25 protein-coding genes are annotated in these 26,486 nt (G+C 59.8%); 14 read left to right on the forward strand and 11 right to left on the reverse strand.

Features of this window, described 5'->3' with window-relative positions; translation table 11 throughout:
- Nucleotides 1–147 precede the first annotated feature (147 nt).
- Nucleotides 148–1,503 (forward strand): esterase-like activity of phytase family protein, encoded by a 1,356-nt coding sequence (locus J2T09_RS18930; protein ID WP_306837544.1) that lies wholly within the window; start codon nucleotides 148–150, stop codon nucleotides 1,501–1,503.
- Nucleotides 1,504–1,643: 140 nt separating this feature from the next.
- Nucleotides 1,644–2,087, forward strand: a complete 444-nt coding sequence (locus tag J2T09_RS18935; RefSeq protein WP_306837546.1) for an SRPBCC family protein — start codon at nucleotides 1,644–1,646, stop codon at nucleotides 2,085–2,087.
- Nucleotides 2,088–2,142: 55 nt separating this feature from the next.
- Here the strand turns inward: J2T09_RS18935 and J2T09_RS18940 are convergent, their stop codons facing one another.
- The 5 genes from J2T09_RS18940 to J2T09_RS18960 form a co-directional block, all read right to left on the reverse strand.
- Entirely contained in the window at nucleotides 2,143–2,877 is a 735-nt protein-coding gene (locus tag J2T09_RS18940) for a glycoside hydrolase family 19 protein (protein WP_306837547.1), read from the reverse strand.
- A gap of 104 nt (nucleotides 2,878–2,981) precedes the next feature.
- Complete coding sequence (gene ppx / locus J2T09_RS18945) at nucleotides 2,982–4,502, reverse strand: exopolyphosphatase (protein WP_306837548.1); 1,521 nt, start codon at nucleotides 4,500–4,502, stop codon at nucleotides 2,982–2,984.
- A gap of 20 nt (nucleotides 4,503–4,522) precedes the next feature.
- Nucleotides 4,523–6,715: an RNA degradosome polyphosphate kinase gene (locus tag J2T09_RS18950; RefSeq protein WP_306837549.1), complete on the reverse strand. Its 2,193-nt coding sequence runs from the start codon at nucleotides 6,713–6,715 to the stop codon at nucleotides 4,523–4,525.
- Nucleotides 6,716–6,778: 63 nt separating this feature from the next.
- Complete coding sequence (gene hdaA, locus J2T09_RS18955) at nucleotides 6,779–7,498, reverse strand: DnaA regulatory inactivator HdaA (protein WP_306837550.1); 720 nt, start codon at nucleotides 7,496–7,498, stop codon at nucleotides 6,779–6,781.
- Nucleotides 7,495–8,661, reverse strand: a complete 1,167-nt coding sequence (locus J2T09_RS18960) for an AI-2E family transporter (protein ID WP_306837551.1) — start codon at nucleotides 8,659–8,661, stop codon at nucleotides 7,495–7,497. Before J2T09_RS18960 ends, hdaA begins: the two co-directional genes overlap by 4 nt.
- Before the next feature lie 281 nt (nucleotides 8,662–8,942).
- Here J2T09_RS18960 and purM point away from each other — a divergent pair, with 281 nt between their 5' ends.
- Nucleotides 8,943–10,016: a phosphoribosylformylglycinamidine cyclo-ligase gene (purM, locus tag J2T09_RS18965; RefSeq protein WP_306837552.1), complete on the forward strand. Its 1,074-nt coding sequence runs from the start codon at nucleotides 8,943–8,945 to the stop codon at nucleotides 10,014–10,016.
- A complete protein-coding gene (gene purN, locus J2T09_RS18970; protein ID WP_306837553.1) occupies nucleotides 10,013–10,684 on the forward strand; it encodes a phosphoribosylglycinamide formyltransferase in 672 nt (223 codons plus the stop codon). Before purM ends, purN begins: the two co-directional genes overlap by 4 nt.
- Nucleotides 10,685–11,084: 400 nt before the next feature.
- On the opposite strand, the gene J2T09_RS18975 is transcribed toward purN, so the two are convergent.
- Nucleotides 11,085–11,705 (reverse strand): NUDIX domain-containing protein, encoded by a 621-nt coding sequence (locus J2T09_RS18975; RefSeq protein WP_306837554.1) that lies wholly within the window; start codon nucleotides 11,703–11,705, stop codon nucleotides 11,085–11,087.
- A gap of 57 nt (nucleotides 11,706–11,762) precedes the next feature.
- Nucleotides 11,763–13,895: a molybdopterin-containing oxidoreductase family protein gene (locus J2T09_RS18980; protein ID WP_306837555.1), complete on the reverse strand. Its 2,133-nt coding sequence runs from the start codon at nucleotides 13,893–13,895 to the stop codon at nucleotides 11,763–11,765.
- Nucleotides 13,896–13,972: 77 nt separating this feature from the next.
- Here J2T09_RS18980 and J2T09_RS18985 point away from each other — a divergent pair, with 77 nt between their 5' ends.
- Nucleotides 13,973–14,857 carry a 23S rRNA (adenine(2030)-N(6))-methyltransferase RlmJ gene (locus tag J2T09_RS18985; RefSeq protein ID WP_306837556.1) on the forward strand — a complete coding sequence of 295 codons (885 nt, stop codon included), beginning with the start codon at nucleotides 13,973–13,975 and terminating at the stop codon, nucleotides 14,855–14,857.
- 31 nt (nucleotides 14,858–14,888) lie between these two features.
- Here J2T09_RS18985 and J2T09_RS18990 read toward each other — a convergent pair whose 3' ends face one another.
- The gene (locus tag J2T09_RS18990; RefSeq protein ID WP_306837557.1) at nucleotides 14,889–15,854 is read right to left on the reverse strand and encodes a lysylphosphatidylglycerol synthase domain-containing protein; all 966 of its coding nucleotides are present in this window, start codon (nucleotides 15,852–15,854) and stop codon (nucleotides 14,889–14,891) included.
- A 135-nt stretch (nucleotides 15,855–15,989) separates the two neighbouring features.
- Here J2T09_RS18990 and J2T09_RS18995 point away from each other — a divergent pair, with 135 nt between their 5' ends.
- The 3 genes from J2T09_RS18995 (at nucleotide 15,990) to J2T09_RS19005 (ending at nucleotide 18,425) form a co-directional block, all read left to right on the forward strand.
- Entirely contained in the window at nucleotides 15,990–16,682 is a 693-nt protein-coding gene (locus tag J2T09_RS18995) for a ribonuclease T2 family protein (RefSeq protein ID WP_306837558.1), read from the forward strand.
- A gap of 30 nt (nucleotides 16,683–16,712) precedes the next feature.
- Complete coding sequence (locus J2T09_RS19000) at nucleotides 16,713–17,309, forward strand: glutathione S-transferase (RefSeq protein ID WP_306837559.1); 597 nt, start codon at nucleotides 16,713–16,715, stop codon at nucleotides 17,307–17,309.
- Between the two features lie 126 nt (nucleotides 17,310–17,435).
- A complete protein-coding gene (locus tag J2T09_RS19005) occupies nucleotides 17,436–18,425 on the forward strand; it encodes a Bug family tripartite tricarboxylate transporter substrate binding protein (RefSeq protein ID WP_306837560.1) in 990 nt (329 codons plus the stop codon).
- A gap of 76 nt (nucleotides 18,426–18,501) precedes the next feature.
- On the opposite strand, the gene J2T09_RS19010 is transcribed toward J2T09_RS19005, so the two are convergent.
- Nucleotides 18,502–19,146: an outer membrane protein gene (locus J2T09_RS19010; RefSeq protein WP_306837561.1), complete on the reverse strand. Its 645-nt coding sequence runs from the start codon at nucleotides 19,144–19,146 to the stop codon at nucleotides 18,502–18,504.
- Nucleotides 19,147–19,518: 372 nt separating this feature from the next.
- Between J2T09_RS19010 and J2T09_RS19015 the strand changes: the two genes are divergently transcribed.
- From J2T09_RS19015 to J2T09_RS19035, 5 genes are all read left to right on the forward strand, one after another.
- Complete coding sequence (locus J2T09_RS19015; RefSeq protein WP_306837562.1) at nucleotides 19,519–20,280, forward strand: SDR family oxidoreductase; 762 nt, start codon at nucleotides 19,519–19,521, stop codon at nucleotides 20,278–20,280.
- Nucleotides 20,277–22,355 carry an excinuclease ABC subunit UvrC gene (uvrC, locus tag J2T09_RS19020; protein ID WP_306837563.1) on the forward strand — a complete coding sequence of 693 codons (2,079 nt, stop codon included), beginning with the start codon at nucleotides 20,277–20,279 and terminating at the stop codon, nucleotides 22,353–22,355. Before J2T09_RS19015 ends, uvrC begins: the two co-directional genes overlap by 4 nt.
- Nucleotides 22,356–22,444: 89 nt before the next feature.
- Complete coding sequence (gene pgsA / locus J2T09_RS19025; protein WP_306837564.1) at nucleotides 22,445–23,029, forward strand: CDP-diacylglycerol--glycerol-3-phosphate 3-phosphatidyltransferase; 585 nt, start codon at nucleotides 22,445–22,447, stop codon at nucleotides 23,027–23,029.
- On the forward strand, nucleotides 23,029–23,283 hold the full coding sequence (gene moaD / locus J2T09_RS19030) for a molybdopterin converting factor subunit 1 (protein ID WP_306837565.1): 255 nt from the start codon (nucleotides 23,029–23,031) through the stop codon (nucleotides 23,281–23,283). Before pgsA ends, moaD begins: the two co-directional genes overlap by 1 nt.
- A gap of 141 nt (nucleotides 23,284–23,424) precedes the next feature.
- Complete coding sequence (locus J2T09_RS19035; RefSeq protein ID WP_373458520.1) at nucleotides 23,425–23,889, forward strand: molybdenum cofactor biosynthesis protein MoaE; 465 nt, start codon at nucleotides 23,425–23,427, stop codon at nucleotides 23,887–23,889.
- Between the two features lie 61 nt (nucleotides 23,890–23,950).
- On the opposite strand, the gene ndk is transcribed toward J2T09_RS19035, so the two are convergent.
- Together ndk and J2T09_RS19045 are read right to left on the reverse strand one after the other, a co-directional pair.
- Nucleotides 23,951–24,373, reverse strand: coding sequence for a nucleoside-diphosphate kinase (gene ndk, locus J2T09_RS19040; protein WP_112728489.1), 423 nt, complete (start codon nucleotides 24,371–24,373; stop codon nucleotides 23,951–23,953).
- 101 nt (nucleotides 24,374–24,474) lie between these two features.
- Nucleotides 24,475–25,164, reverse strand: a complete 690-nt coding sequence (locus J2T09_RS19045; protein WP_306837566.1) for a glutathione S-transferase family protein — start codon at nucleotides 25,162–25,164, stop codon at nucleotides 24,475–24,477.
- A 230-nt stretch (nucleotides 25,165–25,394) separates the two neighbouring features.
- On the opposite strand from J2T09_RS19045, the gene J2T09_RS19050 reads away from it, so the two are divergent.
- Nucleotides 25,395–26,450, forward strand: a complete 1,056-nt coding sequence (locus J2T09_RS19050; protein ID WP_306837567.1) for a GGDEF domain-containing protein — start codon at nucleotides 25,395–25,397, stop codon at nucleotides 26,448–26,450.
- Nucleotides 26,451–26,486: the final 36 nt, after the last annotated feature.

Below are 26,486 nucleotides of genomic sequence, written 5' to 3' on the forward strand. Positions count from 1 at the left end.
TCATGCCGACGTCTGCGCAACCCCTTTATACGCCTCTCAAAACTACGCCATGAAACCTTCATCGATCTGTCAAATGCCGATCACCTGAGCGTCATGCGGGATGGATAATCGGAGCATGTGTCCGACACCCAACAGATAGGTGATCCCATGACCCGACTTTTTCTCAGCACTGTCGCTTTTGCCGCGCTCTTCGCCGGCGCCGCTTTCGCCGATGACAAGGAATTCCCGGCAAAGCTGGCCGGCCAAGCAATTCTCCCCGCCAACACGCTGACCCCTGCGCCTTCCGATGCGCCGGATTTCCTGAAGACGTCGGGCAAGTTCACCACGCCCGGCAAGCGTGTCGAAAAGCTCGGCACCGTGGATGGCAAGGACGGTGTCCGTGTGACCGATGTGAAACTGCCGCTCGATGGCCAGCCGATCCAGGGATTTTCGGGCATCAAGGCCATGGATGATGGCACCTTCTGGACGCTGTCCGACAACGGTTTTGGCTCAAAGGCCAATTCCGCCGACGCCATGCTGTTCCTGCATCAGGTGAAATTCGACTGGGCCACCAACAAGGTCGAGGTGGTCAAGAACCTCTTCCTGTCGGATCCAAACCGCATCGCCCCCTTCCCGATCGTCATGGAAGGTTCCGACAAACGCTACCTGACGGGCGCCGATTTCGATATCGAGTCGATCCAGCCGGTGGCGGACGGTTTCTGGCTCGGCGAGGAGTTTGGCCCCTACCTGATCAAGGTCGATGCCAATGGTCAGCTGACCGATGTCATCCCGACCATGGTGGATGGCAAGCCGGTAAAATCTCCCGACAACCCGGCGCTTGTGATGCCGGCCAACCCGACGGCCAAACTGCCGGTGTTCAACCTGAAACGCTCGGGTGGTTACGAAGGCATGGCGATGTCGAAGGACGGATCCAAGCTTTACGGCCTGCTGGAAGGTCCGCTCTTCCTCGAAGACGGCAAGGTCGAACAGGTGGATGGCGCAACTGCGCTGCGTGTCATCGAGTTCGATATCGCTTCCAAGTCCTGGACCGGCCGTTCCTGGTTTTATCCGCTCGCCGAAAAGGGCGTCGCGATCGGCGATTTCAACATGATCGACGACACGACCGCCCTTGTCATCGAGCGTGACAATGGTGCCGGTACGAAGGACAAGGCCTGCGCCGATCCGAAACAGCCGAAGCCGGATTGTTTTGATGCCCCGGCCGAACTGAAGCGCGTCTACAAGATCGAGATGAGCGACGCCAATGTCGGCAAGGCCGTACGCAAGATCGGTTATATCGATCTGATGAACATCAAGGACCCGGACAACAAGAAAAAGGCCGGCTCCAAGGATGGCGTCTATGACATGCCGTTCGTGACCATCGAAAATGTCGACGTGGTCGATGCCACCCATATCGTCATCGGCAATGACAACAACCTGCCCTTCTCGGCCGGCCGCGCCGTCGACAAGGCTGACGACAACGAATTCAGCCTGCTGGAAGTCGGCGCGTTTCTGTCGGCGAAATAAGCCGGCCACCTCGACAGGAAACGCCCGGTGAAAGCCGGGCGTTTGCGATTTTTGAAATAATTCGCTGCGGCATGTCGGACCGTGGGTTTATTCTTCGTCCTTGGGGAAGTCGCCATGGTTCAAAACAGGAGGATCAGACCATGCCAAGCACGATCAAGCTGCACCGCGTTCTCGCCACCAAGCCGGAAAAGATCTATCGCGCCTTTATCGAGGCCGACGCGCTGACCAAATGGTTTCCGCCGAACGGCTTTACCTGCACCGTGCATCATCTCGATGCGAAAGTCGGCGGCACGTTCAAGATGTCGTTCCGCAATTTCACCACCGACAACAGCCATTCCTTCGGCGGCGAGTTTCTGGAACTCGTGCCCGGCGAGCGAATTCGCTACACCGACAGTTTTGAAGACCCGAACCTGCCGGGTGTGATGGAGGTGACGGTGACCCTGAAGGCCGTGTCCTGCGGCACTGAAATGCACATCACCCAGGCCGGCGTGCCGGAGATCATCCCGGCGGAATCCTGCTATCTCGGCTGGCAGGAATGCCTAGCAAACCTTCACCGGCTGGTGGAACCGGACATCAATGAATAGGACGAGTGGCCGTCATCGCGGCCACCCGATGCCTGCCGCCCGGGGCTAAAACCGCTCAACTCTGCGCGCGGCGCAGCGGCCGCACGGCCGGCACCGGCGTCACGGACCGGATCGTCTCCACGATCGGAAACAGCGCCGCGACATTGGTCAGGCGGCTGATCATCGGATCATGGCCGGCCATGCGTGCCTCATGATCGGCGATGCTGACGCGGTGGCCTTTCCATTTTTCCACGCAACCGTGGAAATTGCCGACATCCGCCTGTGTGCTCAGCCCTTTCCAGCTCCAGAAGGCGGCAAGGATGGCCGGTTGATAGCGGGCTTCGGCCGCCAGTTCCGGCCGATGGACCAGATCAAGTCCACAACGTTGGCCAACTTCCCAATATTCTTCCCGACCGATGATCTGTGGCCCGCCCCGCCCGATGAAGCGCGAACCGTCGCTCGTGCCGCGTCCATTGCCCATGCAGTCGCCATAGATGTCGTCGATCGCCTTTTTCTGCCAGCCGTACCCCGTGCCATAGGCCTTGCGCACGGAAGCGGCATCGGTGAAACGGCCCGGCCAGGTCTTCGCCACGCCCTCGGCGGAATAATAAATGTCTTCGGTCAGGTTCTTGAGGGTAAAGCCGTCGCACTCATGTTTCACATTGGCAAGCGCATAGGCCAGCCGTGTGCGGTTCAGCGTAATGCCAGCCGCAGCGAGAAGCGGCGCGCCATCGATAAAGGCTTGAATGATCGCATTCGAGGCCCGCGGCAATATCGCGCGCCAGTCTGCCCCCCGCAGCACCAGCACCATTCATCTGCATCCTTGCCAAAACAAATGTGACAATATCACATATTACATTTGTGGGCGAGATGTATTTCGCAGCGCTCACCGTGCCGGGAGGATAACGGCCATCCTTATTCGTAGCGGAAGGCCAGACGCTTGCCTGTGAGCTTGGCGAGCTGCTGCAGACGACCATCCAGACGCTCTCCGGCAAACTCGCGATAGGCCGGCGGGACGACGAATTCCAGGTCGATATCCGACTGGCTGGACGGCCGGAAGCTCAGGTGGTTGACGATGCCCGGCATCGATGCCGAAAACAGGTAGACCACCCGCAGCAGACCACCCAGCAGCTTGGCCAGTTCCAGCAGGCGCGGCGTGCCGATGGCGGCAAGCGGGCCGGTGGCCCCGTTATCACTTAGTCCTTCGAACCGGTAATAATTGGCAAGCGCGATATAGGCGCGGCCGGCATGCGTGATGCCGGTAAACGACGAATGGGCGATGATGTTGAGCGCCTGAAGCCCGCGATAATCGGGATGCGCGCGCCAGCTGATATCGGCCAGCAGGCAGGCAGCGCGGCGATAACGGCTTTCCTCGTCGCTTTCATCGATGCCGAAAACCGGCACCATGCGACCGGTCCATTCCGCCAGTTCGCGCGCATGTTCGGGCGATCGGGCGCGGAGAACCGCAAGCTGATCGGCTGCGACGAGCAGCGGATCGGATGCCTTTTCTTCCGGAGACAGTTTTGAATAGAGATACCCTTCGCGCACGCCCTGCGCCGACACGATGATGCGCGACGGTTTCATCACCGCCAGCACTTCCTGCATGGCGACGGCGCCGAAAGGGAGAAGCGCGCGACGGTTCTTGGAAACCGCCTGCCAGGCCGGGTTCTTGGCCGCAGTGCCGTCAACGATCTCCTTCAGGAAGATCTGCATTTCCGACAGCGGCAGCTCGTAACCCTGCATCATATGCAGCGGATAACCGCGCATTTCCATGTGCAGCTTGGCGATGTTGCGCCAGGTCCCGCCGACAGCATAGAAGGTGCGCCCCTCGCCTTTCGACAGGAGCTTGGCCGACTTGACCTGCTGCCGCGCAAAGGCACGCGCCTTGGCAATCGAACCGCCGGAATATTCCGACAGGCGCAGGCCGCCAAGCGGTAGCGTGATACCTTTGCCGAGTTCGTGATCCTGGATATCGATCAGTTCCAGCGAGCCGCCACCGAGATCGCCGGCAATGCCGTCGGCATGGTGGAAACCACTGGTGACGCCGAGTGCAGAATAATAGGCCTCTTCCTCGCCGGAGAGCACATGTGCCTCCTGCCCCAGGATTTTCTCGACATTGCGGATGAAATCCGGGCCATTGGAGGCTTCGCGGGCGGCAGCCGTGGCGAGGACATAGATTTCCTTGGCACCGGCCTGTACCGACAGCGCCTTGAAACGACGCAGGGCCGCGAGCGCACGATCAACCGCCTCGGGGTCCATGCGACCGCTCGAGCCAAGCCCTTTGCCGAGGCCACACAACACCTTTTCGTTGAAAAGGGTCGTCGGGGCGCGGGAAAGACCTTCGTAGATGACGACGCGAACGGAATTCGAGCCGATGTCGATAACGGAAACAGGAGCGCTACCTTGAACGCGCCCCTGAGCTTCTGTTCGTACCATGCGAGCCTGCAGTTTGGGCCTTATTTCTTTCGTCCGGACATGACGCCCGCGATCAGTTTCGGCGCACTCGATTTCAGGGCTTCCCCGCGTCCAGAAAGAGACGGGTTGGTCATGAAATACTGCTGGGCGTTGAAAGGTTCCTCTCCATGACGAACCTCCATCCGCCGCGATGTGCCGTCGGGCAATATCTCGTAGCTCTGCTGGTTGTCAATGAGATTGCCCAGCATGATCTGTGAAAGAACCTGCTCGTGCACGGTAGGATTGAGCAGCGGCACCAGCGTTTCGACACGGCGGTCGAGGTTGCGCGGCATCATGTCGGCCGAACCGATATAGACGAGCGCCTTCTCCGAAGGCAGGCCAAAACCGTTGCCGAAGCAGAAGATACGGCTGTGTTCCAGGAAACGGCCGACGATCGATTTGACGCGAATATTGTCGGACAGACCCTTCACCTGCGGGCGCAGGCAGCAGATGCCGCGAATGACCAGTTCGACATCGACACCGGCATGGCTGGCGCGATAGAGCGCATCGATGATCTCCGGGTCGACCAGCGAGTTCATCTTCATCCAGATGGCGGCCGGGCGACCTTCCTTGGCGTGGACGATCTCTTCCTCGATATGACGCAGGATGCGCGGACGCAGCGTATAGGGTGAAACCGCCAGCTTCATGCTTTCGGTCGGCTCGCCGTAACCGGTGATGAAGTTGAAGATGTTGGCCATGTCGTGGCCGATCTTGGCGTTGCAGGTGAAGAAGGACAGGTCGGTGTAGATCTTCGCCGTGACCGGGTGATAGTTGCCGGTACCGAGGTGGCAATAGGTGCGCAGCTTGCCGTCTTCACGGCGCACGACCATCGACATTTTTGCGTGCGTCTTCAATTCGATGAAGCCGAACACGACCTGTACGCCGGCGCGCTCGAGGTCGCGGGCCCAGCGGATGTTGGCCTCCTCGTCGAAACGCGCCTTCAGTTCGACCAGCGCCGTCACCGACTTGCCGGCTTCGGCGGCATCGATCAGGGCTCGGACAATGGGGCTGTCGTTGGAGGTTCTGTAGAGGGTCTGCTTGATGGCGAGGACGTCGGGGTCGCGCGCCGCCTGCAGAAGGAACTGCACCACCACGTCGAAACTTTCGTACGGATGATGGACCACCATGTCCTTTTCGCGGATGGCGGCGAGGCAGTCTCCGGCGTGTTCGCGGACGCGTTCGGGAAATCGCGCATTGTAGGGCAGAAATCGCAGATCATCGCGCGGTGCCTTGGCGATCTCCGAGATCGTGTTGAGGGCAAGCAGGCCCGGCAGAACGGCGACGCGGTTTTCCGGCACGCCCAGTTCCTGCACCACGAACTGGCGCAGCGAGGCCGGCATTTCCGAATCCGTCTCGATGCGGATGACCTTGCCGCGACGGCGGCGCTTCAACGCCGTCTCGAAGAAGCGCACCAGATCTTCGGCTTCTTCTTCCACTTCAAGATCGCTGTCGCGGATGAGGCGGAACGTGCCGGCGCCCTGCACCTCGTAACCGGGGAAAAGCCGGTCGATGAACATGCTGACCACATCTTCGAGCGTGATGTAGCGCACCGTCGTGCCATCATCAGGCAGGCGCGTGAAGCGATCGAGCGTGGTGGGCAGGCGCAACAGGCCGGTCATCGGCTCCTTGCCGTGCTTGCTGTGCAACTGCAGGCCCATCGAGAAGCCGAGGTTCGGAATGAACGGGAACGGATGCGCCGGATCGATGGCGAGAGGTGTGAGGACCGGGAACAGATCCTCCTCGAAATCGGTGGCCAGCCAGTTGCGATCCTCTTCCGAAAGAGCCGCAGGGCGGACGATCAGGATATCTTCCTTGGCGAGATATTGCTGCAGGACGGCAAGCGAGGCCTGCTGTTCCATCTGCAGATTGTCGATTTCCTTCAGGATCTCTTCCAGCTGCTCGGCCGGCGTCTTGCCATCGGGGCTGCGCACCAGAATGTTCTGGCGGACCTGACCTTCGAGACCGGCGACGCGGACCATGAAGAACTCGTCGAGGTTGGCCGCCGAGATCGACAGAAAACGGATGCGTTCCAGCAGCGGATGATCGGTGTTCAGGGTCTCTTCGAGGACGCGCCGATTGAACTGCAGCCACGAAAATTCGCGATTGATGAAGCGCTCGGGGCTGGCCATCAGGTCCTCGAAGCTCGGGCTCGCCTCAACTTCGGTAGCTTCATGCGTATCGGCGATCTGGTCCATGCCCCGTCCCTCATATGTTTAGCCTTGCGGCCGTATAACGTTTTGACGACGGAACTGTGACAGTCAATCGTCGCCGTCGTCGCTTCCGCCTTCTTCGCTGAAGGTTTCCAGCACTTCCGCCGCGATACTGCGGCTGATGCGGGTACCTCGCGCCAAAGCCAGACGGTCGATCTGGTCTACCACGCGCTGGGCAGCCTCCAGCGACCGTTCCATTCTGGCGACGATATAAGCGACAATCTTGTCATCGATATTAAGCTGACGGTCGGCAAACAATTTGACGATCACCTGCGCCAGAAGTTCCTCGTCCGGCTCGCCGATCTCGACGATGGTCGCGGCCTTGAGGCGCGAGCGCAGATCCGGCAGGGTGACACCCCAGGCGGACGGCCATGTGCGCGAGGTCATCAGCAGGCTGGAGCCGTTTTCACGTACGCTGTTGATGACGTGAAAAAGCTCCGTGTCATCGAAACCACGGCGATCGGCATCCTCGAACAGGACCGGGCCTTCGGCTGCCACCAGATTGGCATGCTCGCCGGGCACCGGGTGAATGTCCTTGGCACCGCTTTTCTGCCGCCAGATGCTGGTGAGATGTGTCTTGCCGGAACCGGCGGGGCCGGCCAGCACGATGACGGGCGATGGCCATGCCGGCCAACTATCGACAATGGCGACGGCAGCGCTGACCGGGCCGGACACGAGCAGGTCGTCGCGGCCCGTTGCCGGGTCGTGGGAAAAGGATAGCGCCAGTTGTTCGCTGCGCTTTTGCGTCTGCCGGTCGTTTTCGGTCATTCTGGTTTCTGGACGATAATCTGGGTGGCGTCGGTTGTCTGGTGAGCCACCTGAGGTCTTTCCTCCTCCCATGGCAGCGTTTCCGAACGCCCGTAATACATGTCGCTATCAAGATAACGAGACAGCACGAAGCGGACAAGCACGCCGACCATGGCGGCGGCGGGTACGGCGACCAGAAGGCCGACGAAACCGAACATGGCGCCGAAGGCAAACAGTGCGAACATCAGCCAGACCGGGTGCAGGCCGACGCTGGAGCCGACGAGCTTCGGCTGCAGGATATTGCCTTCGAGGAACTGGCCGAGGAAAAACACACCGGCAGTGGCGATGATCCAGGTATATTCCGGCCAGAACTGTACCAGCGCCACACCGACGGACAGCACGAGGCCGATCAGCGAGCCGATATAGGGAATGAACGAGATCATGCCGGCAACAAAGCCGATGAGCAGGCCGAAGTTCAGGCCAACAGCCGAGAGGCCGGCGGCGTAAAAAATGCCGAGGATAAGGCAGAGCGAACCCTGCCCGCGGATGAAGCCGGCAACCGAGCGGTCCATTTCACGCGCCAGCTGGCGCACGACCTGCACCTGATCGCGCGGGATCCAGCTATCGACCTTGTTGACCATGCGGTCCCAGTCGAGCAACAGATAAAAGGCGACGACCGGGGTAACGATCAAAAGCGATACGACATCAACGATGGCCTTGCCGGAATTCCAGACCTGCGCAAACAATGTGCCGATGAAACCGGCGCCCTGGCTCAGCACTTCGGAAAAGTTCTGCTTCACCGTGTCGATCTGGCTGGTGACCCAACCGGGCAGGAACGATGTTTCCGGACTGGAGAGGATCTGCTGCAGCTGGGTGATATATCCCGGCAGGGCGGCTGCGAACTGCGCGAACTGGTTGACGATGACCGGGATGACCAGCATCAGCGACAGCGCGAAGATCAGCACGAACCCGATCAGGATCAGCACCGACGCCATCATGCGGCTCAAGCCCCTCCGCTCCAGCCAGTCGGCAACCGGATCGAGGAAATAGGCGAGCGCCATGCCGGCCACGAAGGGCAGCAGGATCGAGCGGAAGAACCACAGGAATGCGACGAACAGGATGAACACGCCGAGCCAGAAATAGATATGGCGTCGCAGAGTGGTTCCGCTGATATGATAGGCCATAAAGTGTCCTCTCGGCTTCGTTCTTGTGCCTTGGGATATGAAGGCGCGGCCTCCCGAGGTCAAGCTTGGGCAGGCTCAGGATAGCGCTGCTGTGGATCACGCCTGTGAAAACCCTGTGAACTGCCTGTAAAAACCCATGGAAACCGTGGTGGCGCTTGCATCCGAAGGCCCATCGTGCAATTGCGGGCCAAACGATTATATGCATGCCCCTGACCGGGGTTCGCTTTGCTTCCCCTGGGCGTTTCCGGCAGACATGCAATGGCTTCATTGGAGAACATGCGATGAGCGAGGCGGGCAAGAACGGTCTCACCTATAGCGATGCGGGCGTCGATATCGATGCGGGCAATCTGATGGTGGAAAAGATCAAGCCGGCCGTGCGCTCGACGCGCCGTCCGGGCGCCGATGGCGAGATCGGCGGCTTCGGCGGCCTGTTCGATCTGAAAGCTGCGGGCTTCAACGACCCGATCCTGGTGGCCGCCAATGACGGCGTCGGCACCAAGCTGAAGATCGCCATCGACGCCAACCGCCACGACACGGTTGGCATCGACCTCGTTGCCATGTGCGTCAACGACCTCGTCGTGCAGGGCGCCGAACCGCTTCTCTTCCTCGACTATTACGCCACCGGCAAGCTCGACCCGGAACAGGGTGCCGCGATCGTTCTCGGGATTGCCGAGGGCTGCCGCCAGGCAGGCTGCGCGCTGATCGGCGGCGAGACCGCCGAAATGCCCGGCATGTATTCCGAAGGTGATTACGATCTCGCCGGTTTTGCCGTCGGTGCCGCCGAGCGCGGAAAACTGCTGCCGGCCGGCGATCTGGCCGAAGGCGATGTCATTCTGGGCCTCACCTCTTCCGGCGTGCACTCCAACGGCTTTTCGCTGGTGCGCAAGATCGTTTCGCTGTCGGGTCTCGGCTGGGATGCCCCTGCCCCGTTCGCGGACGGCAAGACGCTCGGCGAAGCGCTGCTGACCCCGACCCGAATTTATGTAAAGCCGCTGCTTGCCGCGATCCGGAGCACAGGCGCGCTCAAGGCACTCGCCCACATCACCGGCGGCGGTTTCCCGGACAATATTCCGCGCGTATTGCCTGACCATCTGGCGGCTGAAATCGAGCTTTCCAACATCCCGGTTCCGCCGGTATTTTCGTGGCTGGCCAAGACCGGCGGCGTTGCGCCGACCGAAATGCTGCGCACCTTCAACTGCGGCGTTGGCATGATCGTCGTCGTTTCGGCTGAAAACGCAAAGACCGTGACCGAGGCGCTGGCCGCCGAGGGCGAAACCGTCGTGCAGCTCGGCCACATCATCGCCCGCGAAGAAGGCGGTGCAGGCACCGTCTACAAGGGCACGCTCGGCCTATGACATCGACCTTCGGCCGCAAACGCGTCGTCGCCTTCATTTCCGGCGGAGGCTCCAACATGGTGTCGTTGGCGGATGCCTGTGCGAGCGAAGACTTTCCGGCCGAGATCGTTGCCGTCATTTCTGACAAGCCGGATGCCGGCGGGCTTGCCAAGGCGGCCGCACGCGGCATCATGACCCGCGTGTTCGAACGCCGCGCCTATGGCAGCAAGATCGAACACGAACTGGCAATCCTCGACGCGCTCGAGGTCATCAAGCCCGATATCATCTGTCTTGCCGGTTACATGCGGCTGATCTCGGGTGATTTCATTTCCCGTTACGAAGGCCGGATCATCAATATCCATCCCTCGCTTCTGCCGCTGTTTGCCGGCCTGCATACCCATCAGCGCGCCATCGACGCCGGCATGAAGATAGCCGGCTGCTCGGTCCATTTCGTCACCGAAGGCATGGACGAAGGCCCAATCGTGGCGCAGGCGGCCGTGCCGGTTCTGGCCGACGACACATCCGACACATTGGCGGCACGTGTGTTGACCGTCGAGCACAAGCTCTATCCGCTGGCGCTGAAGGCGCTGGCCGAGGGCAAGGTGCGGATGGAAGGTGGCAAGGCGATTTCCGCGCCCGGCACGGATGCCGGCCTTGCAGACCAGCGCATCGTTTCCGCCAGCCTCTGAGCCGCGATTGACGGGTTTTCCGGGTGGCTCTATCCTGTGATATCAGGTGGAGCGGAATTTATGCGAATTGCTAAATGGTTGGCGATAGCAGCCCCAGTTATCGTGTTGTTTAGCGGGTATCTGAGTGGTTATGGCTGGCTGATACAAGAAGTGCGGTCGTTTGGCGCCAAGGGTGACGAAGGCACATGCCGGTATCAGACCTTGAGGGGCGTAAGGATTGCATATTATCTCGGGGACTGCCCGAAATTCTCAACGGCACACTTTCCAGACGAACAAAAGAGATTTTGATTGGCGTATTATAGAGCCGTTGCGCGCAGCAGCGGCACGGGAAGGTGTGCCGCTGCTGGCTTGATGACATCGGCCTTGTCGGCCGTATCAGCGTCATCCCAACGCGGCTGCCTCAGCCGAGGTTCCCTGAAGACAGTTTTGCGCGGTTGATCATCGCCCATTGCAGGGCAACGACCGTCTTGGCGTCTGTAATCTCACCGCTACCGATCATGTGATAGGCATCATCGAGACCGAGCGTGACGATCTCGATATCCTCCCCCTCTCCGGCCAGACCACCACCATCTCCGACCTTTTTCGTCGCATCGATGCTGGCTGCAAACAGGGACAGTTTTTCCGTGACGGCACCCGGGCTTGGATACATTTCGCAGATATGATGCGCCAGATCGATCTGGAAACCGGTTTCTTCCATCGCTTCACGAATGACGGCTTCGGCAGGATTTTCGCCTTCATCGACAAGACCGGCCGGCAGTTCGAGCATGAAGCCGGGATCACCATTGACGAAAGCAGCCGGTCGGAACTGACGAACCAGAACAACGGTATCATCGCCCGGATTGTGCAGTAGAATGGCTGCGGCACTGCCATGATCATGGATTTCACGGTGAATGGTGACGAGACTGCCATCGGACATGCGTTGTTCGAAAGTCAGCTTTTCCAGCCGCACAAACCCTTTGTAGAGCATTTCCCGACCAACGAGACGCACGCGTTCTGCTTCGGAAGTGTCGATGTCGATCATGTCCGTTCCTGTTATTCCAACTCGGGCCTGTGATTCCATTTGGGCGATGATGCAGGATCAGGCTTTCTGGAGCCAGACCCGATTGTCGTGGAATGCGGCGCCACCGTAAGGGGCAACCGCATCGGCGCCGGTCAAAACATTGATGCCCTCGCCATCGAGATGCGCCGAATTGGGCCACAGGCCTTCTGCGACAAGTACGCCGGGCTTTGCCCCCGGCACGATGCGGGCATGCAGCCGGATATCGCCGCGACCGTTGCCGATGCGCACGATATCACCATCAACAACGCCAAGACGTTCCGCATCGGATGGCTCGATCATCACGTTTGGCCTGCCCTCCTTCTGCACCGAGCCGTTTGTTTCGGTGAAGGAGGAGTTGAGAAAGCTGCGGGCCGGCGATGTCGCCAGCCGGAACGGATGGTCCTCGTCCGGCATCTCGATCAGTTCGACATGATCGGGGAAGACCGGCAGGTTGGCGAAAGGACCAAGCGTGCCGACATTTTCCGGCGGTTTGTCCGGTGACGGGCCGTTCTGCCAGTCCGGGCTGAAGCGGAATTTGCCGTCCTCATAACCGAAACCGTTCAGATAATGCGCCGTCTCGAAATCCGGCTGGGCATCGATCCACTTGTCGCGCGCCAGATCGTCGTAACCCGGCCAGCCGCTGTCAGACAGAATACGGTCTATATGACTGCGCTCATCCTCCCCAAAGCCGGGACAGTGGTCGATGCCTAGCCGTTTTGCCAGTTCTTCGATAACGAAGAGATTGGTGCGTACCGTTGCCGGCGGCTCCACGATTTTCGGGCCGAGCAGAATGTGCATGTGGCCGCCACCGCGATAAAGGTCGTCATGTTCCACGAACATGGTGGCCGGCAGCACGATATCGGCGACCTTGGCCGTATCGGTCATGAACTGCTCGTGCACCGCGACGAACAGGTCATCGCGCATGAAACCATCGCGGACGAGGCGCTGTTCCGGTGCGACATTCATCGGGTTGGTGTTCTGGATCAGCAGCGCATCGACCGGACCACGATACCGCAGCGCCTCGGCATCACCGGTCAGCACACGGCCGATCTGCGACTGGTCGAGCATGCGGATATCGGGATCGACGAAGGCCGTACCCATCAGGTGCGACTTGTCGAGATGATAGATAGCACCATTGTTGTGAAAAGCGCCGCCACCTTCATATTGCCAGGAGCCGAGCACGGTGGCTATGGAAAGCGCCGCATGCATGGCGGCGGTGCCGTTGCGCTGGCGAGCAAAACCGTAGCCCAAGCGGAAGAAGGTCTTCTTGGTCGTACCGACCAGGCGGGCGAAGGCTTCGATTTCTTCCACCGACAGACCGGTGATGGCGGAGGCCCATTCCGGCGTGCGGGTTTTCAGATGCGCTTCGAGACCGGCCGGATCGTCCGAAAATTTCGCCATATAGGCGCGGTCGGCATACCCGTCGCGGAAAGCGATATGCATGACGGCGCAGGCAAGTGCAGCATCGGTGCCGGGGCGCACGGTCAGCGCCATGTCCGCCTGTTTCATCGTCGGGTTGTCGTAGATATCGACCACGACGATTTTTGCGCCGCGTTCCTTGCGGGCTTTTATCGCGTGGGTCATCACATTGACCTGGGTGGAGACGACATTCGATCCCCAAATCACCACGCAATCGGCCCTGGCGATTTCGCGCGGATCGGGACCACGCAGGTCGCCCGTGCCCATCACATAACCCGTCCAGGCCATGTTGGTGCAGATCGTGCCGAAGAAGCCGGAATATTTTTTGGCGTGGCGCAGGCGCTCGATGCTGTCGCGCTGCACCTGCCCCATCGTGCCCGCATAAAAATACGGCCAGACGGCTTCCGAACCGTGGCGGGCCTCGGCCCTGACGAAGGCATTGGCGATCTCGTCGAGCGCGGCTTCCCAGGAAATCTCCTGCCAATTGCCATCGCCCTTGGCCCCTGCCCGACGCTGCGGCACCAACAGACGGCCGGGATGATACAGCCGCTCGGCGTAGCGCGCGACCTTGGCGCAGATGACGCCTGCCGTATAACTGTTATCCGCCGAGCCACGCACCCGTCCGATCTTGCCTTCAGCAGTGATATCGATATCGAGCGCGCAGGCCGACGGACAGTCGTGCGGACAGACCGTGTGCGCAACGGAATTGTGGCCGGGCAGGTTTGTGGCGGAGATGGGCGTCGCAATGTTCATCGGATTTCTATATGGCATGGGCAGGCCCGCAAAAAGCGAGATTTGCGGGTCATCAATTTTATTCATCCGGAGCTGCCATGAACTACCGCCACATCTACCATGCCGGCAATTTTGCCGACGTCCTGAAGCATGCGGTGCTGGCTCAGCTGGTTCTCTACATGCAGAAGAAGGACAAGGCTTTTCGCGTGCTCGATACACATGCGGGCATCGGCCTTTACGACCTCTCTTCCGAAGAGGCCCAGAAGACGGGTGAATGGCGCGACGGCATCGGCAAGGTGATGGCGGCGGAATTTTCGCCTGCGGTCGCTGCCGTGCTGAAACCTTATATGGATGCCGTGCGCGAACTCAATCCGGGTTTCGAGACCGACGGTGCGCTGAAACTTTATCCCGGTTCGCCAAAACTTTCGCGCATGCTGTTTCGCCCACAGGATCGTCTGGCGGCGATGGAACTGCACCCGGAAGACAATACCCGTCTCTCGCGCCTGTTCGAAGGCGACTTCCAGACCCGCGTGACCGAGCTTGACGGCTGGCTGGCGCTTGGCGCGCATCTGCCGCCGAAGGAAAAGCGTGGCGTGGTGCTGGTCGATCCGCCCTTCGAGCTGGAAGGCGAATACGACCGCCTCGTGAAAGGTCTGGCGACAGCTTACCGGCGTTTTCCGGGCGGTACCTATTGCCTGTGGTATCCGTTGAAAAAGGGGGCTCCGATCAAGGCTTTTCACGAACAGCTTCAGGCACTCAACATTCCAAAAATGCTGTGCGCAGAACTGACCGTGATCAGCGACCGCGAGACGACCGGCCTGAACGGCTCCGGCCTGATCATCGTCAATCCGCCCTTCACGCTGAAGGATGATCTGCATCTGGTTCTGCCGGCGCTGAAGGATGTGATGGCCAAGGACAGATACGCCTCGCAGCGCGCCTTCTGGCTGCGCGGCGAAGAGGTCATCGAACGCGACGAGGAATGAAAAAAGGCGCCTCCCGGGGCGCCTTTTCTTTTCAGCTTTCCTGCTGTTCTCCACGCTTCAGGTCCGGCGGGTTGTTCTGCCTGAACTGCGAGCGTTCGAAAATGAGGATGACGACCAGCGCCATCACGAACGGGATGATCAGGTAGAACAGCCGGAAGACCAGAAGGGCGGCGATCACATCCGCCTGGTTCATGTCCGGCAGGCCCATCAGGAAGACCAGTTCCAGCACGCCAAGACCTCCCGGCGCATGCGACAGAAGTGCTGCCGAGAACGAGATCAGAAAGATGCCAAGCACGATCATGAAGCCGGGATTGCCGGCTTCCGGCAATGCAAAATAGATGATGCCGGCGGCACCGATCAGCTCGATCGGCGCGATGATCAGCTGCGGCATCACCACTTTCGGTGCCGGATAGAAGATGTTGATGGACCCGAGTTTCAGCGGCTTCAGCTTCATGAAGGACGCAACGACATAAAGGCCGATCAGCGCGAGGATCAGAACACCGGTCGCGGCAGACGCCTCGACGGGCACGAGATCGCCGAACCGTTCCATCAGTTCCGGTTCATAGACCAGAACCATGCCGGCCAGCAGCAAGGTGCCGAGCATGAAGGTGAAGGAGCAGGTGGCGATCAGCACGCCGATTTCGGCCGGCGTCAGGCCACGCGTCGAATAGGCCCGGTAACGCACCACCGCACCCGACACGACCGAGGCACCGACATTGTGCGACAGCGCATAGGTGGTGAACGAGCAGATGGTGATGAACCACCAGTCGATCTTCTTGCCCAGATGCATCAACGCGATGCGATCGTAACCTGCCAGCGCCGCATAGGCGACCAAGGTCGATCCTGCCGCCAGCAGCCAATGCATCATGGGGATCGCCATCAGACTGTCCCAGACGTCATCCAGAGACAGGCCGCGCAATTCCTTGTAGAGAAGCCATGCCGAAAGCGCTATCGTCAGCGCGCCAACCGTTGGCCAAAGGTATTTCTTGAATGTCATTAAGCCGTTTCGCTCTTCACTCCTCACCACGGCCGCGATTTGCTGCCGCCCGCGAAGCAGCAGTTTACCCGCCAAATTCCTAACCATTCAACCTTTCCAACGCATTCGTGTTCCAAAGACCGGGATTTTTCGACCATGACGAGGAAGCTTTTCTCCGCCATCCGGCTCGCATCCGCCACCATGCTGGCGTTTTGCGCCGTTTTGACACCGGCAACGGACGCTTCGTCACAGGAGCGCAATCGGCCGCGCGGTGAAGCTGGCGTGTTCGATTTCTATGTCCTGTCATTGTCCTGGTCGCCGACCTTTTGTGATGCACAGAAAGGCGGGCGCAATGCCCAGCAATGCGGTGCGGACAAGGACTTCGGTTTCATCGTGCATGGGCTGTGGCCGCAATACGAGCGCGGTTACCCGGAATTCTGCAAGGTCGGCGAACCGGGTCGCGTGCCCAACGAACTCGGCCGGCCGCTGTTCGACATCATGCCATCGATGGGGCTGATCGGTCATCAATGGCGCAAGCATGGCGCCTGCAGCGGCCTTTCGCAACGTGACTATCTGAAGGCGATCCGCACCGCCTATGATCGTATCAAGATGCCGGCAGGCCTTGCCGATCCGACAGCGGCACAGACCCTTTCCACAAGCGCCATCGAGGATGCCTTCATCAAGGACAATCCCGGCATGCAGCCGCAAGGCATTGCCGTCACCTGTGAGCGCGACAAGCTGGACGAGGTGCGCATCTGCATGACCAAGGATTTTGGTTTCCGCACCTGCCCGGAAGTCGATCGGCGCAGTTGTTCGCTCTCTCGCGTCAATGTGCCCCCGGCGCAATGATTTCCTGATCTCCAACATGGTATTCTCGCAATGAAGATCCTCTACTCCCCCGCCTCCCCCTATTCGGCCAAGTGCCGCATGGCCGCGCGTTACCTGAGCCTCGATGTCGAGGAGGTGAAGACCGACACCAATCAGGAACCGGCCGAGCTGATGGACAACAATCCGCTTGGAAAAATTCCGACGCTGCTCACCGCCGACGGCCGCGCGGTCTATGACAGCATCGCCATCATGTCCTATCTCGACCGCCTGTCCGGCAATCGGCTCTATCCGAAAAAACACGAGAAGCGCACCGATGCGGAAGTGCTGGAAGCGCTGTGCGACGGCATTACCGACTGCCTGCTTGCCATCGTCTACGAACGCCGTTTCCGCCCGGAGGACAAGGTGCACCAGCCGTGGATCGACAAGCAGTGGAGCAAGGTCACGCGCGGCCTCGATTACCTCGAAAAGAACCTGCCGAAGACCGGCAAGAAGCTGAATGGCGGCCATTTTTCGCTGGCAGCGCTGCTCGGTTATCTGGATCTGCGTTTCGCCGGACAGTGGGAAGAGGATCGCCCCTTCCTCGCCGCATGGCGCGAAACCTTCGCAAAGCGTTTTAGCGATTATAACGAAATGAAGTCGGCCGGCTGAGGCGGTCTCCTCCTCCCCGCAAGGCGTCTCTACGACCTTAGGCTGAGAGCAGGCTGCAAACGCTTGCTCTCAGTTCCTCCTCCGCTACTATCGCGCTAGCGGCGGGAGGCCGCAGAGGAGGAACTCATGAAACATTCTGCGTTCACGCGGCGGGCAGCGCTTGCCCTGGCGGGCTCGGCCCTTACCCTGATGTCGCTCGGGTCGGCGGTTCAGGCCCAGAATTTTCCCAACAACACCGTCACGCTGGTCGTGCCGTTTGCAGCGGGCGGCTCCACCGATGTGGTCGGACGCGTGGTCGCTCAGAAAATGGGCGAGATTTTAGGCCAGCAGGTCGTCGTCGAAAACGTGGCGGGTGCCGGCGGTAATCTCGGCGCCGACCGCGTGGCGCGCGCGGAGCCGGACGGCTACACGATCCTGATGGGAACCGTCGCAACACATGCGCTCAACCCCTTGATCCTCAAGACGAAACCATATGATCCGGAAAAGGATTTTTCACCCGTTTCGCTGCTGGTCGTGGTGCCGAACGTGCTGGTGGTCAATCCGCAACTGCCGGTCAATTCCGTGCAGGAACTGATCGACCTCCTCAAGAAGGAACCGGACAAATATTCCTACGCCTCATCCGGCAATGGCACGCCGCTGCATCTCTCCGGTGAACTGTTCAAGTCGATGACCGGCACGACCATGCAGCACGTGCCCTACAAGGGAGCGGGCCCGGCGCTGAACGACCTGATCGGCAACCAGATCTCGATCATGTTCGACAACCTGCCCTCCTCCTCCGGCCATATCAAGGGCAAGACCCTGAAGGCGCTTGGCGTGACCACCAAGGAACGCGCGCCGTCCTTCCCCGACGTGCCGACGGTGGCGGAAACCGTGCCGGGTTACGAGACCTATACCTGGAATGCGCTGTTTGCACCGGCCGGCACGCCTCCCGAAGTGGTGGCCAAGCTGAACGAAGCCGCCAATACGGCGCTGAAGGACCCGAAGGTGGCGGAGCGGATGAAGGAATTCAGCGCCACGATCGTCGGTTCGACGCCGGAAGACCTTGGCAAACACGTCACCGCCGAACTGGCCAAATGGGGACCGGTGGTGAAGGACGCCAATATCCAGATGGATTGAGGCCCGCCACCTGCCCAAACGAAAAAGGCCGGAAGCTTTCGCTCCCGGCCTCTCGAAACCAATCCGATAATCCGGATTAGAACTTCATGCCGATACCGACCTTGACGCTGTTGTCGTCAAAACCACGCGAGTAGGTGGTGCCGTCGATGTTGAAGTCCTTCTTCTGGTAGTCGGTGTAGCGGTATTCTACACGAGCGGTGATGTTGTCGGTCACCATCGTTTCGACACCGGCGCCAACCGTGTAGCCGACTGCGGTCTTGTCGTCGGAACCGGCAGCGTTGGATACCTTGTTGTTGGCGGCAGCAACACCGGCCGTACCGTAAACGAGAACCGGGCTGAGGTCGTAACCGACGCGGCCACGAACGGAGCCGTTCCAGCCTTCCTTCATGTCGACACCGCCAGCGGCGCCCTTCTGATCAGCATAACCGACGTCGGCTTCAACACCGTAAACGATCTGGCCGCTCTGCCAGTTGTAACCGGTGTAGAGCGAACCGCCCCAACCGTCTGCATCGCTGTGAACGCTGCCGCCCGTCGGGGTGCCGGCGAAGTCGTAGTTGCCGGTGGCGCCGAGGTAATAACCCGACCAGTTGGCAGCCGGAGCCGGCTGTTCAACGGCAACCGGTGCTTCCGGGATCTGCTCGACGGCATCAGCAGCCTGGGCAGCCGAGACTGCGATGAGGCTTACGCCGGAAACGATGATGGAAGCGATAAGGGTACGCATACTTAATCTCCTTTAATTCGGGTCGGTGAACGCTGCGAAACCTGTATGGTTCCAAAAACATTCGGTTCGTCGCCCGTTGGAGATGAAAGTGGAGGTCAATTGCGGAGATGAAAGAGCCGAAATGTGAATTGTTTGTGGCGGAGAGAAGGCTGAATCTGGATGTTGCTTGATCGCAACATGCACTTTATTAACCTTACTTAAAAGTTTAAACAAGTATATTAATTTTAATCTCAAGCTCTACAGCGCCGCCACTCAAATAATACATCGCGCCAGCTCGTGCAACTATCATTTTCGATAGCCTTCCACCCGACTCAATCCATGTCTATATGAGGAACAAGACCTATACCCGCAGAGAAGAGCGTAGATTTACCTGTGAAATCTCCCAGAACCGTACTTGTGACCGGAGCGGCCCGACGGATCGGTGCTGCGATTTGCAGCGATCTGGCGGCAAACGGCTTTGCCGTCGCAATCCATGCGAATGAGGCGATCGAGGAAGCCGAAAGCCTTGCTGCCCGATTGCGGCAGGAGGGCGCAAAAGCGATCGCCATCCGGGCCAACCTTCTGGACGCGGTCGAAACGGAAAATCTTGTCGCCCGAGTCGCAGCCGAACTTGGCCCGCTCGGTCTTCTTGTGAACAATGCCTCGATCTTTCGCGAGGACAGTGCCGAGAGTTTTGACGCCGACGCTTTCGAGCAGCACTTTGCCATCCACGTCAAAGCGCCATCTGTCCTTTCGGCTGCATTTCTGGCGCAACTGCCCACCAATACGTCGGGCCTGATCGTCAACATGATCGACCAGCGCGTCTGGGCGCTGACGCCGCGCTTCTATTCCTACACGCTATCGAAATCCGCACTCTGGACGGCAACGAAGACGCTGGCCCAGGCTTTCGGCCCACGCGTGCGCGTCAATGCGATCGGTCCCGGCCCGAGCTTCAAAAGCCCGCGACAGACAGACGAGGACTTTCAGACCCAACTCTCCGCCCTTATATTAAAGCAGGGTCCGGCACCGGAGGAATTCGGGCGGACGATTCGCTTTCTGTTCAATACGCCCTCGATCACCGGCCAGATGGTCGCGCTCGACGGCGGCCAGCATCTGGCGTGGCAAACGCCGGATGTGGCGGAGATCAATGAATGAATTCTGCAAAACTGCCCGACGGCGGTGTGCTCTATGACGAGACCGACGAAGACGACGATGATTCCGCGCTGGATGCGACAGCGCCGGAAAGCGACGCCGCGCGCCTGACGACGGCGATCGACTGGAACGAGGCGGTCAAAAACGACAATGGCCTCAAGGGCGCTGACCTGATTGCCGAATTCGTCAAACACCTGCCGAATGCGCCGGGCGTCTATCGCATGTTCAACGAGGCCGGCGACGTGATGTATGTCGGCAAGGCACGCAGCCTGAAAAAGCGCGTCGGCAATTATGCGCAAGGGCGGCTGCACTCGAACCGCCTGACGCGGATGGTGCGCGAAACCACCCATATGGAATTCGTCACCACACGGACGGAAACCGAAGCTCTGCTGCTGGAAGCCAACCTGATCAAGCGCCTGCGCCCGCGCTTCAACGTGCTTTTGCGCGACGACAAGTCGTTTCCCTATATTCTCATCAGCGGCGATCACCGCGCGCCCGCTCTTCTGAAGCATCGTGGCGCGCGCGCGCGAAAAGGCCAGTATTTCGGGCCGTTCGCATCGGCATCCGCCGTCGGCCGCACCATCAATTCGTTGCAACGCGCCTTTCTGCTGCGCACCTGCACCGACAGCGTGTTCGAGACGCGCACGCGGCCCTGTCTGCTTTATCAAATCAAGCGCTGTTCCGGCCCCTGCACGCATGAGGTCAGCGATGCGGGGTATGCGGAACTCGTCAAGGAAGCGGCCGACTTCCTGTCCGGCCAGAGCCAGAACGTCAAAACCGTCATCGCCAAGCAGATGGCTGAAGCCTCGGAAGATCTCGATTTCGAGCGGGCTGCGGTCTATCGCGATCGTCTGGCGGCGCTTTCCCACGTTCAGAGCCATCAGGGCATCAACCCAGCTGGCGTCGAGGAAGCGGATATTTTTGCCATCCATCACGAGGGTGGGCTGACCTGTATCCAGGTGTTCTTTTTCCGCACCGGCCAGAACTGGGGCAACCGCGCCTATTTTCCAAAAGCCGACCCGCAGATGCCGGGCGCGGAAGTGCTCAACGCGTTTCTCGCGCAGTTTTACGATGACAAGCCGGTGCCGAAACAGATCCTGCTTTCGGAAACCGTCGAGGAGCAGGAATTGCTGGCACTGGCCTTTTCGGAAAAGGCCGGACACAAGGTGTCGATATCCGTGCCGCAGCGTGGGGAAAAACGCGATCTGGTCGAACACGTTGCCTCAAACGCACGCGAGGCACATGGACGAAAACTGGCGGAAACCTCTTCGCAGACGCGCCTATTGGCCGGCTTGGCCGAGACGTTCAAGCTGCCTTACGTGCCGCAGCGCATCGAGATCTACGACAACTCCCACATCATGGGCACCAATGCCGTGGGCGGCATGGTCGTGGCCGGACCGGAAGGTTTCGTCAAAGGCCAGTACCGAAAGTTCAACATCAAATCGACCGACATCACGCCCGGAGACGACTTTGGCATGATGAAGGAAGTGATGACGCGGCGCTTCTCCCGCCTGATCAAGGAGGAAGGCATTCCCAACCGCAGCATTTCGGCGGCCACCAGTACCGAGGAAACGGCGGAAGCCTCACGCGAAGACATCAACGATGCAGCCTTCCCGGCATGGCCGGACGTGATCCTGATCGACGGTGGTCAGGGTCAGATGACGGCGGTGCGCGCCATTCTCGACGAACTCGGCATCCGCGACGTGGTGACCGCCATCGGCGTCGCCAAGGGTGTGGACCGCGATGCCGGCCGCGAACGCTTTTTTGCCGATGGCAAAAGCGATTTTTCGCTGCCGCCGCGCGATCCGGTTCTCTATTTCGTGCAGCGCATGCGCGATGAGGCACACCGCTTTGCCATCGGTTCACACCGGGCACGGCGCAAGAAGGAAATGATCAAGAACCCGCTCGACGAGATCGCCGGCATCGGCCCCGGCCGCAAGCGCAAGCTTTTGCAGCATTTTGGCACGGCGAAAGCGGTTTCGCGCGCCGGGTTGAACGATCTGATGGCAGTCGAGGGAATTTCGGAGACTGTCGCCCGCCAAGTTTATAACCATTTCCATGAGAACCGGACCAACTGACGCAATCGTCTGTAAAAAAGCCGCGAAAGCCTGTTGACGCTAGCGGCGCAAAACCTCAACTAGGGGAAAAACCCCAGGACAGGTCAAAAATGGCATCGCGCGCATACAGCATACCCAATCTTCTGACCTATGCGCGCATCATCGCCGTGCCGTTGATCGTTCTCTGTTTCTTCGTCGAAGGAAAGCTGGAAAGCTCGGATTTCGCGCGCTGGGCAGGCTTCTGGATCTTCGTCGTCGCCTCGATCACCGACTATCTCGACGGTTATCTCGCCCGCATCTGGAACCAGACCTCGAATATCGGCCGCATGCTCGACCCGATTGCCGACAAACTGCTGGTCGCCGCCGTGCTTCTGCTGCTGGCCGCCGATCAGACGATTGCCGGCTGGTCGCTCTGGGCGGCGATCACCATCCTGTGCCGCGAAATCCTTGTCTCGGGCCTGCGTGAATATCTGGCAGCACTGAAAGTGGCCGTGCCGGTCACCAAGATCGCCAAGTGGAAGACGACGATCCAGATGCTTTCTATCGCCTTCCTGCTGGCCGGTCCGGCCGGTGAAGCCTATCTGCCGTTCACCACCGAAATCGGCCTTGCGCTTCTGTGGATCGCGGCGATCCTGACCTTCTACACCGGTTACGATTATTTCCGTGCCGGGCTCAAACATATCGTGGAAGAGTGATGGTCAAGCTCGTTTATTTCGCCTGGGTGCGCGAACGCATCGACAAGCCGGAAGAGGAACTGGATGTGCCGGCGCATGTGGTGACGGCCGGTGATCTTCTGGCCTACCTGAAGACGCTTGGCGACGGTTATGCGGCCGCGCTGGAATATCCCGACGTCATCCGCGTTGCCATCAATCAGGAACATGTCGAGCATGACGAGCCGATTGCCGGCGCGCGCGAAATCGGCATCTTTCCGCCGATGACGGGTGGGTGAGGCGCGGTCCGGCAAAGCCGGAGAAATCGATCCAGTGAATCGATTTCAGCGCCGAACGCCCTGAGCCAAAGCGAAGGGCCGGGATACGGTGCGGCATATTCTGCCATGAGCACACCCGACCCAATTCCACGGGAGATGACGATGACACCCCCTACCCCCAACATTCGCGTCCAATCCGACGACTTCGACCTGCAAACCGAAATCGATGCGCTGACAGCAGGCCGCACCGATATCGGTGCCGTTGTTTCCTTCGTCGGACTCTGCCGTGGCGAGCAGAACACGCTGTCGGCGCTGGAACTTGAACATTATCCGGGCATGGCGGAAGCCGAGATGCGCCGCATCGCCGAGCTTGCCATCAAACGTTTCGACCTCATGGGCCTGACCGCCGTTCATCGTTACGGCAAGATCGCGCCCGGTGAAAACATCGTGCTGGTGATCGCCGCCTCGCCGCATCGGCAAGCGGCGTTCGACGGCGCCAACTTCGTCATGGACTTTTTGAAGACATCGGCGCCCTTCTGGAAAAAAGAACACGGCAAGGACGGCAAGGCGCGGGACTGGGTGGCGGCAAAAGATGCCGATGACAGCGCGCGGGACAAGTGGGAGTAGGATGCAAAAAAGCCCGGCTTCAACCGGGCTTTTTCGTTTCGTTCAAAACCAGATCGGGCAATCAGCCGACGATTTCGGTTTCTGCGAACCAGTAGGCGATTTCCTGGGCTGCGGTTTCCGGAGCGTCCGAACCGTGAACCGAGTTTTCGCCGATCGACAGGGCGAACTGCTTGCGGATCGTGCCTTCGTCGGCGTTTGCCGGGTTGGTCGCACCCATGATTTCGCGGTTCTTCAGGATGGCGCCTTCGCCTTCCAGAACCTGAACGATGGTCGGGCCAGAGGTCATGCCTTCAACCAGTTCGCCAAAGAACGGGCGTTCCTTGTGAACGGCGTAAAAGCCTTCGGCTTCGCGGGTCGACATCCATACGCGCTTGGAGGCGATGATGCGCAGGCCGTTGTCTTCGAATACCTTGGTGATGGCGCCGGTCAGGTTGCGCTTCGTTGCGTCCGGCTTGATCATCGAGAAGGTGCGTTCAATCGCCATGTCTCTATCCTTTGTTTTGCGGAAAAGTGGGCGGTGTTTACCCGCCCCAAGCGCCGGAAACAAGGGGGTTCGCGCCATTCATCATCAAAGCCGAGCCAAATTCACGCAGCTGTCACACGCCGACCGAGCCCTTGATGAAGGTCAAGGCAGCGTTCGAACCAGTCCGAAACCGCATCACCGGGCTTAAAAACATCGGCGCCGGCGGTGATGCGCATCCATTGCAGCGCGCCGAACAGGATGTAATCGGCAAACAACGGCGCCTCGCCGCCGAGATAGGGCTGATACCTCAGCATCTGCCGCAGCGGCTCGAGCTTTGGCGCAAAGGCGGCGATGGCGGCTTCGCGGCCGGTGCGCATTTCCTCCAGCGTCCGGCCGAGCAATGCTTCACGACTGCGGCGGAAATAACGCTGGTCTTCGTCAGCCAACATGTCGTGGATATCGGAGATGGCAATCGCCGTGACGGCCGGGTGGATGGTCGATTGCGAAAAACGCTCGACGAAGCGTGACAGCGCCTTGCCGCCTTCTCCGCCAAACAGCGTCGGACCATCCGGATAGGCCTGTTCCAGATAAAGCGCGATCTCGAAACTGTCGGCCACCAGAACCTCACCATCGCGCAGGATCGGCACGGTTTTCGAAAAGCCGTTTTCCAATGCCGGGATCGCCGTGAAGGCCGTCGGCCGTTCGACAAAATCCAGCCGCTTGTGGGCAAGCGCCATCACCACTTTCCAGACATGCGGTGAAAACGGTCTTTCGTGGTCGCGGCCGCTCAGTGTGTAAAGGATGCGGGTCATGCCTGTTCCCTTTCGTGATCTATCGCAAAGGGAGCGCAGGACGCGGTAAAAATCCAGTCAGGATTTTTCATGGCATCCATTCCTCCGAACTTTGCGGGAATTTTCCGATCGGCAGTCCACCGACTGTTAACCCTCAATCGAATTCATCATCATGTTTTTCAGCAGATGTTAAAACTCGTGCATTTTAATGGGCTTCACACGCAAAAGGACACAAGAACCGAGAGACTGGCATGTCGGCAGAGGCAGCAAAGACGGCACCGAAAAACAGGATATTGCTTGCGGTGAGCCAGCAGATGGCACGGCTGGAGATCACCGGCCTGCCCCGGAATTATGAACTTTTTCACGAAGCGATCACCGGCGGCGATGCTGCGCTGACGCGCGACGTGATGGGCCTCAATCCCGGCCCGACGCAGATTCAGCTCGACGAGATCGGCCTTCGCCACCGCCTGCCCTCTTTCATGGGCCTTTCCGCCAATGTGACCCGCAAACAGGACATCGAGCTGATCGCCGGCCTGTCCGAAAAGGTTGCGCGCGGCGTTTCGCAAAAGCAGACCTTTGCCCGCGCGCTGGAATCCGTGGCCCGCAGCCTGCGCAGCGATAGCAGTGGCAAGATTTCCGATGTGCTTTCCGAGATCGAATATCTGACGAGTTCGATCAGCGAGGCGATGACCGCCGAAACCGAATTGACGACGGCACTGAAGAGCAGCGCCGAAAAGCTGGCGGCCAGCGAGAAGGCAACGTCTTCGGCCCGCGAAGCCTCGCTGCGCGACCGGCTGACATCGTTGCCGAACCACATCGCGCTTTCGGAACGTCTGGAAGGGCTTTATTCGGCAACGGCCGAAGGACGCCGTACGGCTCTCTTCCTCGTATCGCTCAACCGTCTGTTCGATATCACCCAGGTACCGAACGACACGGTCGGCAACCGTGTGCTGAAAAAATCCGCCTCGATCTTCCGCAACACCATCAAGAAGAACGATTTTGTTGCCCGCATCGGCCCGCGCGAATTCGCCTTCCTGTTCGATAATGTCGGCCAGGAAAGCGTCGGCGCCATTGCCGACCGGCTGAACAATTCGATCATCAATGGGCTGCAGCTTATTTCCGACGACAACAAGCCGGCGGTCATGCCGATGGAATTGTCGATCGGTGTCGCGCTGACCGATGACGCATATTCGCCGCAGGAATTGCGCAGCCGCGCCGCCGTGGCGCTGGACAGCGCGCTTGCCAATCCGCGTCAGCCGGTGGTGATCGGTGGCGGCAAGGCTGTGGCACGCACGGCACGCGGCTGAAATCACTTTGAGATGACGTCTTGTCAGGGCCGGCGG

It is taken from the genome of Neorhizobium huautlense, assembly GCF_030811685.1.
GTDB classification, from domain to species: Bacteria; Pseudomonadota; Alphaproteobacteria; order Rhizobiales; family Rhizobiaceae; genus Neorhizobium; species Neorhizobium huautlense_A.